The sequence below is a fragment of the Gemmatimonas aurantiaca genome, assembly GCF_037190085.1.
GTDB lineage: Bacteria > Gemmatimonadota > Gemmatimonadetes > Gemmatimonadales > Gemmatimonadaceae > Gemmatimonas > Gemmatimonas aurantiaca_A.
In genome coordinates this window covers 64,255-77,519 of the sequence record NZ_JBBCJO010000010.1, presented here as the reverse complement: position 1 = coordinate 77,519, position 13,265 = coordinate 64,255, and the positions used below count along the sequence as shown (strand labels likewise).

The 13,265-nt window shown below is 66.9% G+C and carries 14 protein-coding genes; 11 read left to right on the top strand and 3 right to left on the bottom strand.

Going from position 1 to position 13,265, the window contains the following annotated elements; genetic code table 11:
- Positions 1-15: 15 nt before the first annotated feature.
- Both WG208_RS12600 and WG208_RS12595 read left to right on the top strand, forming a co-directional pair.
- The gene (locus WG208_RS12600) at positions 16-780 is read left to right on the top strand and encodes a GNAT family N-acyltransferase (RefSeq protein ID WP_337171717.1); all 765 of its coding nucleotides are present in this window, start codon (positions 16-18) and stop codon (positions 778-780) included.
- The gene (locus tag WG208_RS12595; RefSeq protein ID WP_337171716.1) at positions 777-1,583 is read left to right on the top strand and encodes a lysophospholipid acyltransferase family protein; all 807 of its coding nucleotides are present in this window, start codon (positions 777-779) and stop codon (positions 1,581-1,583) included. The genes WG208_RS12600 and WG208_RS12595 overlap by 4 nt, the downstream gene beginning before the upstream one ends.
- On the opposite strand, the gene WG208_RS12590 is transcribed toward WG208_RS12595, so the two are convergent.
- Together WG208_RS12590 and WG208_RS12585 are read right to left on the bottom strand one after the other, a co-directional pair.
- The gene (locus WG208_RS12590) at positions 1,555-2,049 is read right to left on the bottom strand and encodes a GNAT family N-acetyltransferase (RefSeq protein ID WP_337171715.1); all 495 of its coding nucleotides are present in this window, start codon (positions 2,047-2,049) and stop codon (positions 1,555-1,557) included. The genes WG208_RS12595 and WG208_RS12590 overlap by 29 nt on opposite strands.
- Positions 2,050-2,055: 6 nt before the next feature.
- Positions 2,056-2,616, bottom strand: a complete 561-nt coding sequence (locus tag WG208_RS12585) for a DUF411 domain-containing protein (RefSeq protein WP_337171714.1) — start codon at positions 2,614-2,616, stop codon at positions 2,056-2,058.
- Between the two features lie 372 nt (positions 2,617-2,988).
- Here WG208_RS12585 and ccoN point away from each other — a divergent pair, with 372 nt between their 5' ends.
- From ccoN to WG208_RS12540, 9 genes are all read left to right on the top strand, one after another.
- Entirely contained in the window at positions 2,989-5,250 is a 2,262-nt protein-coding gene (ccoN, locus tag WG208_RS12580) for a cytochrome-c oxidase, cbb3-type subunit I (protein ID WP_337171713.1), read from the top strand.
- Positions 5,250-5,447: a cbb3-type cytochrome c oxidase subunit 3 gene (locus tag WG208_RS12575; protein WP_337171712.1), complete on the top strand. Its 198-nt coding sequence runs from the start codon at positions 5,250-5,252 to the stop codon at positions 5,445-5,447. The genes ccoN and WG208_RS12575 overlap by 1 nt, the downstream gene beginning before the upstream one ends.
- A gap of 3 nt (positions 5,448-5,450) precedes the next feature.
- Positions 5,451-6,059: a cbb3-type cytochrome c oxidase N-terminal domain-containing protein gene (locus tag WG208_RS12570; protein WP_337171711.1), complete on the top strand. Its 609-nt coding sequence runs from the start codon at positions 5,451-5,453 to the stop codon at positions 6,057-6,059.
- Entirely contained in the window at positions 6,056-7,492 is a 1,437-nt protein-coding gene (gene ccoG, locus WG208_RS12565; RefSeq protein WP_337171710.1) for a cytochrome c oxidase accessory protein CcoG, read from the top strand. The genes WG208_RS12570 and ccoG overlap by 4 nt, the downstream gene beginning before the upstream one ends.
- Positions 7,489-8,052, top strand: coding sequence for a FixH family protein (locus WG208_RS12560; RefSeq protein WP_337171709.1), 564 nt, complete (start codon positions 7,489-7,491; stop codon positions 8,050-8,052). The genes ccoG and WG208_RS12560 overlap by 4 nt, the downstream gene beginning before the upstream one ends.
- A gap of 52 nt (positions 8,053-8,104) precedes the next feature.
- On the top strand, positions 8,105-8,797 hold the full coding sequence (locus WG208_RS12555) for a sulfite exporter TauE/SafE family protein (RefSeq protein ID WP_337171708.1): 693 nt from the start codon (positions 8,105-8,107) through the stop codon (positions 8,795-8,797).
- Entirely contained in the window at positions 8,787-11,348 is a 2,562-nt protein-coding gene (locus tag WG208_RS12550) for a heavy metal translocating P-type ATPase (RefSeq protein WP_337171707.1), read from the top strand. The genes WG208_RS12555 and WG208_RS12550 overlap by 11 nt, the downstream gene beginning before the upstream one ends.
- Complete coding sequence (gene ccoS / locus WG208_RS12545) at positions 11,345-11,566, top strand: cbb3-type cytochrome oxidase assembly protein CcoS (RefSeq protein ID WP_337171706.1); 222 nt, start codon at positions 11,345-11,347, stop codon at positions 11,564-11,566. Before WG208_RS12550 ends, ccoS begins: the two co-directional genes overlap by 4 nt.
- Before the next feature lie 75 nt (positions 11,567-11,641).
- Positions 11,642-11,866, top strand: a complete 225-nt coding sequence (locus tag WG208_RS12540; RefSeq protein ID WP_337171705.1) for a hypothetical protein — start codon at positions 11,642-11,644, stop codon at positions 11,864-11,866.
- Positions 11,867-11,899: 33 nt separating this feature from the next.
- On the opposite strand, the gene WG208_RS12535 is transcribed toward WG208_RS12540, so the two are convergent.
- Complete coding sequence (locus WG208_RS12535; protein ID WP_337171704.1) at positions 11,900-13,186, bottom strand: universal stress protein; 1,287 nt, start codon at positions 13,184-13,186, stop codon at positions 11,900-11,902.
- Between the last annotated feature and the right edge of the window lie 79 nt (positions 13,187-13,265).

Sequence of the window (13,265 nt, the reverse complement as noted above, 5' to 3'; positions counted from 1 at the left end):
GGGATCCCGCCCGGCGTGATTTCGGTCGGCAGTTACGATCTGCGGTTCGCCTGGACCCGGGCCGATCTGCACGCCGTCCAGGCCCTGCGCTATCGGGTGTTCAACGAGGAACTGCAGGAAGGGCTGGCCACGGCCGCCCACACCGGACGGGACGCCGACGAGCGCGACCCGTGGTTCCATCATCTCATGATCGTGCACCGGCCGAGCGGGGAGATCGTCGGCACCTATCGGCTGCAGACCGCGGTGATGGCCGCGACCCGCCACGGGTTCTACAGCGCAACGCTGTTCGAACTCGGCGCCGTGCCCGGCGCCATCCTCGGCGAGGCCGTGGAGATCGGACGGGCCTGCGTGGCGGCCCCCCATCGTTCGGGACGGGTGTTGCGACTGCTCTGGAAGGGACTGGCGCGTTACCTGCAATGGAACGAGAAGCGCTATCTCTTCGGCTGCTGCTCCATCAGCGGTCTCGACGAGACCCGCGCCGTGAACACCTGGCGCGCCCTGCATGCCCGGGAGGCGCTGCACGATCGGGTGCTGGTGCGGCCACGCCCCGAGGTGCGCGCACTCGCCGACGACGGGCGTCATCGCCCGCAGCTCGACGGGGACGCGCGGCAACAGGCGCTCGCCATTCCCCTGCCGCCCCTGTTCGACGGATACCTCTCGCTCGGCGCACGGGTATGCGGCGCACCGGCGTTCGACCGCGAATTCGCGACCACCGACTACCTGGTGCTGCTCGATATCCACGCGATGGAACCGCGCACGTATCAGTCGTTCTTCGGATGACACCTTCCCGGCCGTCGTTCGGGCAAGGGGCCATGCAACGGATCACGCGAGCCATCGCGCGTCGCATCGCCCAGGGAGTGGCGTGGCCGTTCATGCGCCTGCTGTGCCGGGGCGTGCTGACCGTCCTGCGCGTCGACGTCACGGTGCGCGGCGCGTGGCCCCGCGAACCCGTGCTGATGATCGCCAATCATCTCTCATGGCTGGACATCGTCGCGGTGTTGGCGCGGCGGCGCTGCACGTTCGTGGCCAAGCGGGATGTGCAACGCTGGCCCGTGGTGGGATGGTGCGCCGATGCCCTCGGAGTCATCTGGGTGGATCGCGAGCGCAAGCGCGATCTGCTGCGGGCCATTCCCGCGTTGCAGGAGACGCTGCAGTCGGGTACCTCGGTGCTGCTGTTCGCCGAGGGCACGACGGGAGACGGCCGCGCGCTGCTGCCGTTCAAGTCGGGGCTGGTGGAAGCGGCCGTGCGCGCACGGGCCCTGGTCGTTCCCCTCGCGGTGACGGCGTCGGCCAGTCAGGGCGATCTCTCGGCGCTCTGCTGGATCGGCGACGAAACCCTGATGGCCAATCTGCCGCGTGTGGGAGCCCTGCGTGACATCCGCATCACGCTGCATGCCGCGCCGGCGCTCATGCCCGGCCCGTTTGCCCGGGCCCGAGCGCAACGGAAACAGCTGACCGCTTCCGCGCGGACCGCCATTGCCATCCGCACGTTCGGTGGCGCGATCCGGCGGATGTCACCGGAAACCCGCCATCGGGCCCCTCAGCCGCAGACGTTCAGTTCGCCGCCACCAACGACTTCGTGAAGCAGAACTTGCGACCGATGGACAACTCGGAACGCGAAATCGATTTGTAGCGTGCGATTTTTTCCGGATAGCGCTCGATGGTGGACTCGAGATACCCCATCCGCAGAAAGAGCGGCTCGGCCAGCGAGATGGCGAAGATCTCCGGATAACTGCGCTCACGCGCCAGATGCTCGGCGGCGCTGATGAGCACCTGGCCCAGCCCGCGGCCCTGGGCATCGGGCGCCACGGCCAGCGACACGAGTTCGACGAGCGAGGGCGAGTACTCGTCGAGCGCCACCTGTCCGATGACACGTCCTTCCACCGAGCGGATCACCTGATAGTCCTGCAGGTGGCCGGTGACGAAGGCCTCGCTGCGCATGAGCGTCAGGCCATCGGGTGCATAGAGATTGTTCAGCGCCACGATGGCGGGGATATCGGCGTCGTCGGCATGATGCACGACGACGCCCGACGATTGATCAGAGATCACGGCCGACTATCGCGAAGCGTAGACCCGGGATTTGCCGGCTTTGTCGAAGAGGAGCACATCGTAGGCATCCTTGCGCGAGCCCATCTCCATGCCCGGTGAGCCCACGGGCATGCCGGGCACGGCGAGACCCCTTCCCGCCGGCTGTTCCTTGAGCAGCCGCACGATGAGATCGGCCGGCACATGCCCTTCGATGGCATACGCACCGACACGGGCCGTGTGACACGAGGCGAGCGCCGCGGGCACACCGAACGAGGCCTTCACGCTGTCCATGTCGTCGGTCTCGCGCACGGTGACCGTGAATCCCGCCTGCTTCACGTGATCCACCCACTTGGCGCAGCACCCGCAATTGGGGTCCTTGTACACGGTCATGGCGCGCACGGCGGGCTGCGTGGCCGGCTGGGCGGTCGCCCCCTGGGCTCCAGCCACTGCCCGGGCTCCGGCCTGGGCCTCCGCCACACGTCCCACGGCGACCAGTCCGACGAGCACGGTGGCCTGTTTCAGGAAGGCCCGGCGATCCGGCGTCTTCGAGACGTCCCCGACCGCCCTGTTGGGTAGATATGCAGACATGGTGGAAGTATAGCGATTCCCGGAATGATTGGTTCCGGACCGGGACATGGGATTCGTACCTGTCCAATCCCTGCCCGAGAGCCCTCCGGGTGACCGAGACCCGTCGGAGCTGACGGCCCAGGCCCAACAGCAGCGCGAACAGGGGGAGCGCTTCGGGGTGAGCCGGCCGCGGCGCCCTGTCGGGGAACACCCGGCGGCCCGGCGGCGACGGGCCCGACCGAGTCATCGGGGACCACCAGAGAACCGCAACCGGACCTCTCCATCGGGTTTTCCCCGACGTAAGTCCATCGCGCGCCTGACGGGACAAAGGGGGCACCGTGACCTACACTTGGGGCACTGTCCCCATTCCTTTGCAAACCCTGAGGGCTATCGATGACCTCCGCACCCAGCGCGGTTGCTCCATCAGCCGCGACCCTGGACCGCTTCTCTTACGACGATGACATCGTCCGGAAATTCCTGTTCGCCACGTTCATCTGGGGCGTGGTGGGCATGGTGGTCGGACTGCTCATCGCGCTGCAGCTCGCGAATCCCATCTTCAACTTCAACACCTCGTTCCTGTCGTTCGGCCGTCTGCGGCCGCTGCACACGAACGCGGTGATCTTCGCGTTTGCCGGGAATGCCTTCTTCACCGGCTGCTATTACAGCACACAGCGCCTGGTCAAGGCGCGCATGTTCTCGGACGGTCTGAGCCGGTTTCATTTCTGGGGATGGCAGGCGATCATCGTATCCGCCGCCCTCACCCTGCCGTTCGGGTACACCCAGGCCAAGGAATACGCCGAACTCGAATGGCCGATCGACATCGCGATCGCCGTGGTGTGGGTGGCCTTCGCGGTGAACTTCTTCGGGACCCTGATCCGCCGGCGTGAGCGTCACATCTATGTGGCGCTCTGGTTTTATATCGGATCGATCGTCACGGTCGCGATGCTGCACATCTTCAACAACCTGTCCATGCCGGCCGGGCCGCTGAAGAGCTACAGCATCTACGGCGGGGTGCAGGACGCGTTCATGCAGTGGTGGTACGGGCACAACGCCGTCGCCTTCTTCCTGACGACGCCGTTCCTCGGCCTCATGTACTACTTCATGCCCAAGGCCGCCGAAGGGCCGGTGTTCAGCTACAAGCTGTCCATCCTGCACTTCTGGTCGCTGGTGTTCATGTACATCTGGGCCGGTCCGCACCATCTGCACTACACGGCGCTGCCGGAGTGGGCGGCCACGGTGGGCATGCTCTTCTCGGTGATGCTCTGGGCCCCGTCGTGGGGCGGCATGATCAACGGACTGCTCACGCTGCGCGGCGCCTGGCACAAGGTGGCGCAGGACCCGATCCTCAAGTTCTTCGTGGTCGGCGTCACCGCGTACGGCATGGCGACGTTCGAAGGCCCGATGCTCTCCATCAAGAGCGTCAACGCCCTCGCGCACTACACCGACTGGATCATCGCGCACGTGCACACCGGCGCGCTGGGCTGGAACGGCTTCCTGACGTTCGGCATGATCTACTGGCTGCTGCCGCGGCTCTTCCAGACGGAGATCTACAGCAAGCGGCTGATGGAGATGCACTTCTGGCTCGGTTCCATCGGGATCGTGCTGTATGTCGTGGCCATCTACAGCGCCGGCGTGACGCAGGGGCTGATGTGGCGCGCATTCGACGAAACGGGACGCCTGGCCTATCCCGATTTCGTGGAGACCGTGCTCAAGCTGATGCCGATGTACTGGATGCGCGTGGTCGGCGGCACGTTCTACATCGCGGGCATGGTGGTGTTCGGCATCAACATCTTCAAGACGTGGGCCAAGCGCCCCGCGACGTACGATGTGCCGGTGATCGAAGCGGCTCCGCTCGCGCGGCGCTACGTGCCCGATCACCCGGTCATTCCCGCGCAGGGACTCTGGGCGCGCTTCAACCAGGTGGAGTGGCACCGCGCGTGGGAACGCGCCCCGATGCTCTTCACCGCGCTCACGATCCTCGCCGTGGTCGTCGCGTCGCTGTTCGAGATCCTGCCCACGTTCCTCATCAAGTCGAACGTGCCGACGATCGCGTCGGTCAAGCCGTACACGCCGCTCGAACTGGCCGGCCGCGACATCTACATCGCCGAAGGCTGCTTCAACTGCCACTCGCAGATGGTGCGCCCCTTCCGGTACGAGACGGAACGTTTCGGCGACTACTCCAAGCCGGGTGAGTCGGTGTACGAACATCCGTTCCTCTGGGGCTCGCGCCGCATCGGGCCCGACCTCGCGCGTGAAGGCGGCAAGTATCCCGATCTCTGGCACGTGCGCCACTTCGAGGATCCGCGCGCCGTCACCGCGAAGTCGATCATGCCGGCGTATCCGCACTTCGCCACCACCGCGCTCGATTTCGATGGCATCCAGAAGCGGGTGGATGCGATGGCGATGATCGGCGTGCCGTATGGTGATGCCGTCAACCGGGCGCCCGCCATGGCGCGCGAACAGGCGAAGCAGATCGCCGCGGCCATCGTGGAGCAGGGCGGGCCGGCCGGTCTCGAGGACAAGCAGATGGTGGCCATCGTGGCCTACATGCAGCGCCTGGGCCGCGACATCAAGGTCACGTCCACGCCGGGCAGCGGGAGCCCGGCAGTGGGCACGACGGCCGCTCCGACTTCGACACCGGGAGCGCAGCACTGATGAAACTCTCCGACATCATGTCGCACGCCGGCCTGTCGATCTATACCGAGATCGCGCTGGTGCTGTTTGTCGCCGTCTTCATCGCCGTCGCCATCCGCACCTGGTTGCCGTCGCGTCGCCGCGAGCTGGACGCGGCGGCCCGGCTGCCGTTCGACGAGGGCACGGTCGTTTCCCATTCCCGCCCGAAGGAGCGCTGAACCATGGCCGAATCACCGAAGCGGGACACACGGGACACCACACCCGATCCGAAGGGGCGCACGCAGGATCGCCTCATCGAACACAGCTACGACGGTATCCAGGAATACGACAATCCGATGCCGCGCTGGTGGCTGACCACCTTCGCGCTCACCATCATCTTCTCGGTGCTGTATGTGCTCAACATCGGACCGATCGGCGCCGGCAAGGGCTGGATCGCCGATTACGAAGCGGACATGAAGGCCTTTGCCGCCGCGCATCCCGCGCCCAGCGGCAACGATGTGTCCGAAGGAGCGCTCCTGGCGCTGGTCGGTGACCAGAAGGCCCTGGCCGCGGGCAAGAGCACGTTCGACGCCTACTGCGCCTCCTGTCATCGTCAGGACGGCGGTGGGCTCATCGGCCCCAGTCTCGTCGACAATTACTGGTTACATGGTGGCAAGATCACCGACATCTACAAGACGGTCGTTGACGGCGTTCTTGCGAAGGGCATGCCCCCCTGGGGCAAGTCGCTCAAACCCGAGCAGCTGACGGCGGTGGTGGCGTACGTCGTTTCGATGCACGGGTCGAACCCGCCGAATCCCAAAGCGCCACAAGGAGAACTCGTCACGCCGTGAGCGGACAGGCCGCACCACAGAAGGTGGGGGGGCGCGTCCTCCCCACCTTGAACGAAGATGGCAGTCGTCGCTGGATCCGTCCGAAGCCATCACACGGCGCCTGGTGGCATCGACGCCGCGTGATGGCGTATGCATTGATGGCGATCTTCTTTCTGGCACCCCACCTGCGGGTGTTCGGCAAGCCGGTGTTCCTCATGGATCTGCCGCGCCGCCAGTTCACCCTGATGGGTTTCACGTTCCTCCCCACGGACACCCTGCTGTTCATGTTCGTGCTGGGGGCCATCGTGGTGGGCATCTTCCTGGTCACGGCGCTCTGGGGACGGGCGTGGTGCGGCTGGGCCTGTCCGCAGACGGTGTATCTCGAGTTTCTCTTCCGGCCCATCGGCCGCTGGTTCGACGGCGGGTACACGGGCTCGCGCAATCTCGACAGGAAAGGCGCGTGGTTCACCCCGCGCCGCATCGCGAAGTACATCACGTTCTTCCTGCTGGCCCTGTTCGTGTCCCACACGTTTCTGGCGTTTTTCGTGGGCACCGATCAGCTCTACCAGTGGATGCTGCATTCACCGGCCGCACATCCCACGGCCTTCGCGTTCGTGGTGATCTTCACCGGCATCGTCTGGTTCAACTTCACGTATTTCCGTGAACAGACCTGTCTCATCGTCTGCCCGTACGGCCGCTGGCAGGCGGCGCTGATCGACCGGCAGTCCACGATCGTGGCCTACGACTACGTGCGCGGCGAACCGCGGGCGCACAACACGAAGGACCGCAGCCCCGATGCAGGCGACTGCATCGATTGCGGGGCCTGCGTGCAGACCTGCCCCACCGGCATCGACATCCGCAACGGCCTGCAGATGGAGTGCGTGCATTGCACGCAGTGCATCGACGCCTGCGACGACATCATGCGCAAGGTGGGCAAACCCACGGGACTCATCCGCTATTCGTCGCAGGATACGATCGCCGGCAAGCCGAAGCAGTTGCTCCGCCTGCGCACCATCCTGTATCCGATCGTGCTCACGGTGCTGCTGGGAGGCCTCGCGCTGGCGCTGTTCCTCAAGCAGCCCGCCGATCTCACCGTGCTGCGTGGACTCGACGGACCGTTTGCCACGGAAAGCGACGGCCGCATCTCCAATCAGATCCGCATCAAGCTCACCAACCGGCGCGGGGAGGCCATGCCCTACACCATCACGGTGGAAGGCCTCGAGACGGCCGGATTGCGGCCCGACGAGATCACGGTGGTGGCTCCCGAAAACCCGCTGCAGGTCGACGCCGGCGCCACCCGCACGACCAGTATCTTCGTCCTGATTCCCGCCCGCGCTTTCACCAACGGTGAACGGTGGGTCACGATCGCGGTCAGTGATCCCCGGGGGTATCAGGAATCCGTGAAATACCGACTGCTCGGTCCGACCGGTGCGTCGGCCGGAGGAACCCCGTGAAACCCGGTATGGGTTGGCCCATCGGCGTCGCCGTCATCCTCGGCGCCACGGTCGTCGCCAACATCGCCGTGATGCGTATCGCGAACGACGATCCGTCGTTCGCCGTGGAACCGGACTATTACGCCCGGGCCGTGGCGTTCGATTCCACGATGGCGCAGGAGCGGCGCAATCTCGATCTGGGATGGGGAGTCGAGTCGTCGCTCGATTCCCTCGTGACCGGCCAGCCCACACGTCTCACGATCCGCCTCAAGGATCGTGACGCCGGTCCGCTGGTGGGCGCCACCGTCTCCGTGACGGCGCGTTTCAACGCCCGCGCGAACGACACGCTGACCGCGGTGCTGCCGGAGACCGCCCCCGGCACCTATGTCTCGACGCTGCCGATCAGCACGCCCGGCGAGTGGGAAGTGCGCGTCGAGGCGTTGCATGCCGACGGGCAGCATCCCGATGTGTCGACCCCGGCCCGCTATTCGGTGAGCACACGCATCACCGCCGTGCGGGCGGCGCACACCACCGCCATCCCCACTGCCGTCCCCGATAGCGGGAGCCGCGGCACTCGATGAGTGGCACCCGATGAGTGGTACCCGATGAGCAGCACCCGATGAGCGACCTGCCATGATCGGCACTGCGGCAGGCGTCCTGATGGCCAGTCTCGTGGGCAGTGTGCACTGCGCCGGGATGTGTGGCGGTTTTGTCTGCTTCTATGCGGGAGCGGGGGTGAACGGTGCATCGTCACCCCGGCCGTCGCTGCTGCATGCGCACGCGCTGTACAACATCGGACGATTGCTGTCGTATCTCATCCTCGGCGCGTTGGCCGGTGTGGTGGGTGCGCACGTCTCGCACCTGGGCGCCCTGGCCGGCATCCAGCAGGGAGCCGCCGTCGTGGCGGGGGCACTCATGATCGCCTGGGCCGTGAGCACACTCGCCGCACAGCGCGGCGTCTCGCTCGGGGCACTGCGCGCGCCGGAAGCCTGGCAACGCATGCTGGGTCGGGTGCTGCATGCCGTGCGCAGCCAACCCGTTGGCCTCCGCGCCCTGCTCACCGGACTGCTCACCACGCTGCTGCCCTGCGGCTGGTTGTACGTGTTCGTGGCCACCGCGGGCGGCACGGGTAGTGTGCTGTCGGCCATGGGAATGATGGCGATCTTCTGGCTGGGCACGGTACCGGCGCTCGTCGCCGTGGGCCTTGGCGCGCAGACCGTGCTGGCGCCATTCCGGAACCGGCTGCCCATGGTGAGTGCCACCGTGGTCCTGATCATGGGGCTCTGGTCACTGTCGGGCCATCTGCGCACCGTGCATGTCCACTGACGCCCTGCGCCTCGCCACGGCGGACGGTGTGGCGAAGCACGCAACGGAACACGCCACGGTGCTCTGTACGCACTGTTCGTCGGCGGTGCCACCGGGCCTCTTCCAGGAAGGCGCCGAACGGCAGTTCTGCTGTGCGGGGTGCCATACGGCATTCGCGATCCTGCACGAGCACGGTCTCGACAGCTACTACGGATTTCCGCAGCGTCGTGAAGCGCCGGTACGCGCCTCGGGACGGAGCTACGAGGAGTTCGATCACCCCACGTTCGCGCAGCTTTATGTGCAGCCGCAGCCCGGTGGGCTCGCGCGCACGGAGCTGTATCTCGAGGGCGTACACTGCGCATCGTGTGTGTGGCTGGTGGAACGTGTGCCGCTGCTGCAGAGTGGCGTGTTGCGGGCCGAGCTCGATGTCCGCCGCTCGCTGGCCGTCGTGGAGTGGGACCCGACGGTCGTTCCGCTGTCGGCGATCGCACGGGCGCTCGATGTGCTGGGATATCCGCCGCATCCGTTCCGCGGTGTCGCGCGCGCCGACATGCGCCGACGCGAGGATCGTGCAATGCTCGTGCGCATCGGCATCGCCGGCGCCATCGCGATCAACATGATGCTGGCGGCGCTCGCGCTCTATGCCGGGGAACTCAACGGCATGGAGGCGAGTTTCACGCACTTCTTCCGGTGGGTGAGTTTTGCGCTCATGGTGCCGGCGTTCGTGTGGCCCGGTCGGGTCTTCTTCACGGGGGCCTGGGCCTCGGTGCGCACGAAGTCGCTGCACATGGATCTGCCCATCGCGATCGCGCTGGCGGCCGGACTCGTGCGGGGCACGATCAATACCGTCACCGGCACGGGCCCCATCTACTTCGATGGTCTGGCGCTGCTCATCTTCGCATTGCTTGTGGGCCGGTTCCTGCAGCAACGCGGTCAGCGTCTGGCGGCCGATTCGGCGGAGCTGTTGCACGCCATCGCGCCGAACACGGCCCGCATCGTCGAGCAGGACACGGTGCGTGAAATTCCGAGCGAGGCGCTGCTGCCCGGCATGGTGCTCGACGTGCGGGCCGGTGAGACGTTTGCCGCCGACGGCATCGTCGTGCGCGGACATTCCACCGTGAACGGTGCGCTGCTCACCGGGGAATCGCGTCCCGCTTCGGTGCGGGAAGGCGAGACCGTGTTCGCCGGCACGCTGAACGTGGAAGCGCCGCTGCAGGTGCGGGTGGAACAGGCGGGAGAATCGAGCCGCATCGCGAAGCTGCTGCAGCAGGTGGAAGAGAGCAGTCGCCGGCGGGCGCCGATCGTGCAGACCGCCAACCGGCTCGCCGGCATCTTCACCGCCGTGGTGCTGCTGCTCGCCGCCGCGACGTTCGGCATCAAGAGCGCGCTCTCGCTGCCGCATGCGCTCGACGACGCCATCGCGCTCCTGATCGTGACCTGTCCCTGCGCGCTCGCGCTCGCGACACCGCTGGCCATCACCGTGGCGGTCGGACGCGCGGCGGGGAACGGCATGCTGATCAAGGGCGGCGATGCACTCGAGTCGCTGGCCGCGCCGGGCACGCTGGTGTTCGACAAGACCGGCACCATCACCGAAGGCCGTACCGCGCTGGTGCGCTGGGTCGGTCCCGAGTGGGTGAAGCCGCTGGTGCTGACGCTCGAAGCCGGTTCGTCGCATCCGCTGGCCGAAGGCTTCCGGAACGCCTGGCCCGGTCTCGCGCGGCCGGATGGCCTGGACGTCTCAGAGGCGCGGCATGTGGTGGGCGGGGGTCTGGAAGGTGTGATCGACGGACGCCGGGTGCGCATCGGGTCTCCGCGCTTCGTGGCCGCGCAGACCACCTCCATCGCCTCGGGGCTCGAAACGACGGCCGGCACCCCGAATGCCGACGATGAGATCGGTCGCACACTGACGCCCGTGCACGTGAGCGTGGATGGCGAACTGGTGGCCATCGCCGGTCTCGGCGACCGCGTGCGCGACGATGCCCGCGTATCGCTCGATCAGTTGCGCGCGCGCGGTTGGCGCACGGTGCTGCTCAGCGGCGACGCCGAGGATGTGGTGCGCACGGTGGGCGCGTCGCTGGGGTTTGCACCCGCGGACGCCATCGGCGGCGCATCGCCCGAGGAAAAACTGGCGTTTATCGAACGCGCCAGGACCGCGGGTCGGGTGGTGATGGTGGGGGATGGCGTGAACGATGCGGCGGCGATCGCGGCGGCGACCGTGGGCATCGGCGTTCAGGGCGGCGCGGAAGCCTGCCTGGCCACGGCCGACGTGTATCTCACCCGAGCCGGTCTCACGCCACTGGTGGAGCTCATCGACGGCTCCCGGCGCACGCTGCACGTGATCCGCCGCAACATCGCGCTGTCGATCGCCTACAACATCGTGGGTGCGTCGATGGCGATGTTCGGCCTGCTCACACCGCTCGTGGCGGCGCTTCTCATGCCGGCCAGTTCGATCACGGTGGTGCTGGGATCGTGGCATGGCCATACGTTTCCCCGGCAGGATCGACGTCCGATCGGCTCGCGATCGCGGCGCGATGCCGCTCCCGTTCCACCGGCCGCGGAGGCCATGGCATGAGCGTGATTTTTCTGGTGCTGCCGCTGGCGCTGCTGATCGTGGCCGGCGCCGTCGTCGCCTTCGTGTGGAGCGCCCGGAGCGGACAGTTCGACGATCTGGACACCCCCGCCATGCGGGTGTTGCACGACGAGGGCGCGCGCACGACATCGCCGGGTGCCGTCCGGAGTGCCGGGCCGGACTCTGCCTCTTCGGCGCCGGACAGCAAGAGCGGGAGCTGACCGCCGGAAATTCCCGGAGTCAGTGGCCTGGATTCACGTATTGTCCGATGTGTGACGCAGGTCGACATTGCAGGAATGACTCCTGCCTTTCCTTCGCACTCCCCGTCCGGATATGACGGACGCGACCGACGCCAGAATCCCCGGCTCCGCGAACTCGTGGACGAGATGCTGGCGTCGATCCGTGTGGCCGCCAATCAGGATTTCTGGACGCCCGACGAGCGTGAGCGCTGTGAAGCCGACATGACACGCATCATGGCCAGTGTGCGCGCCAGGGCGCTCGAGGGGCGTCCGGAGTCCTGAAGCCCGGACACCCCTCCGTCCCGGGACGCGGAGTCAGTCGAAGACCAACTGCGTCAGCCCGCCGTCATAGCTGATGCGCAGCAACTGATCCCGGCCCTCCGGATCGGCCATCAGTTCCACCTGCCCCGTGCCGCGCACCTGGTGCGAGAGATGGCCGGCCGCGGCGTCGCCGAACATGAGCACGATGCGTCCATCGGGACCGTCGATACTGGCGCCGGAGAACACGAGGTGACGACCGATCGGATGCACCCCGATGTCGGTCTGATGCACCTCCACCGTGCATTCACGCCCCAGATTGCGGGCGGAAAACGCCGCCAGTTCCGCGTCGAGCTGCTCCGGCGCCAACACGCGCGTCTGCTGGTGATGCGCCATGGCCTGCGCCCGTGCGAGCGCCAGGGTGCGTGCACTCCCCGGCACACACAGCACCGAGCAGGGCGCCGACCGTACGAGCTGCGCGGTGACGCTGCCCAGCATCATGCGCCGGAGGAAACCGTATCCGTGCGTGGCCGTCACCACGAGATCGGCCTGCACCGCTTCCAGATGCTCCACCAGTCGGGCCGACGCATTACCGTCGAGCAGCATGGTGTCGAAGGTGAGCCCCGGCCGGCGCAATTGCGCCACGAGTGTGGAGAACGTCTTCGTCGCCTCGCGGCGATACTCCCCGGAAAATTCGCGGAGTACCTGCGCGTTGCCTCCGAAGGGAGGCGCCACGTGCACGAGTTGCACCCACGCATCGGGCGCCACGAAATCGAGCGCCACCCGCGCCGCATAGATGCTGAACACACTGAAGTCGGTGGCGATCACCACCCGCTTCGGCAGCGCCTCCAGTTCGCTGCTCACCGCGAAGACGGGCGTGTCTCCCAGTTGCAGCAACCGCAGCACCGATTCGCCGCCCAGGATGCGGTCGAGCAGATCGTGCCGTCCCCGCCCGACCACGATGGCCCGGGCTTCCGTTTCCTCGGCCTGACGCACGATCTCGCGCACCGGATCGCCGGCACGGATCGTCACCGGCCACGGTGTGTCGGACACCAGACGCGCCATCTGCTCGCGCACCGTTTCCTGCCGGCCCGCCACCAGCGCACTCACCGGTATCGCCGGCGTCGGAATCGCATCGAGCGCGTAGGTGGGCATCACATTCGGCACCAGTGCACTGATGACCTGCACGGGCGCTCCCGTGTGCGCGGCGAGAGCGCGCGCCATCGGGAACGCCGCATCCGAAGCCGGCGACCCATCGCTGGCCAGCAGCAAGGGACCGCGTGGCGACACCACCGGTTCGAAGGTGGAGAGAAATTCGCTGACGCGAGGCGCCGTCGTACCCATCGTGACCTCCGGAGAAGATGCCATTCGTAGTCATACCGGCGCGGACGATGCCGGGGTTCCCTTGTAGCATGGATCCACA

What these genes read in the sequence shown, in the direction of transcription:
- ccoS (WP_337171706.1), top strand. Translation starts at nt 11,345, where the DNA reads ATGAGCGTGATTTTTCTGGTGCTGCCGCTGGCGCTGCTGATCGTGGCC.
- WG208_RS12555 (WP_337171708.1), top strand. Translation starts at nt 8,105, where the DNA reads ATGATCGGCACTGCGGCAGGCGTCCTGATGGCCAGTCTCGTGGGCAGT.
- WG208_RS12535 (WP_337171704.1), bottom strand. Translation starts at nt 13,186, where the DNA reads ATGGGTACGACGGCGCCTCGCGTCAGCGAATTTCTCTCCACCTTCGAA.
- WG208_RS12595 (WP_337171716.1), top strand. Translation starts at nt 777, where the DNA reads ATGACACCTTCCCGGCCGTCGTTCGGGCAAGGGGCCATGCAACGGATC.
- WG208_RS12540 (WP_337171705.1), top strand. Translation starts at nt 11,642, where the DNA reads ATGACTCCTGCCTTTCCTTCGCACTCCCCGTCCGGATATGACGGACGC.
- WG208_RS12550 (WP_337171707.1), top strand. Translation starts at nt 8,787, where the DNA reads ATGTCCACTGACGCCCTGCGCCTCGCCACGGCGGACGGTGTGGCGAAG.
- WG208_RS12570 (WP_337171711.1), top strand. Translation starts at nt 5,451, where the DNA reads ATGGCCGAATCACCGAAGCGGGACACACGGGACACCACACCCGATCCG.
- ccoN (WP_337171713.1), top strand. Translation starts at nt 2,989, where the DNA reads ATGACCTCCGCACCCAGCGCGGTTGCTCCATCAGCCGCGACCCTGGAC.
- WG208_RS12585 (WP_337171714.1), bottom strand. Translation starts at nt 2,616, where the DNA reads ATGTCTGCATATCTACCCAACAGGGCGGTCGGGGACGTCTCGAAGACG.
- WG208_RS12575 (WP_337171712.1), top strand. Translation starts at nt 5,250, where the DNA reads ATGAAACTCTCCGACATCATGTCGCACGCCGGCCTGTCGATCTATACC.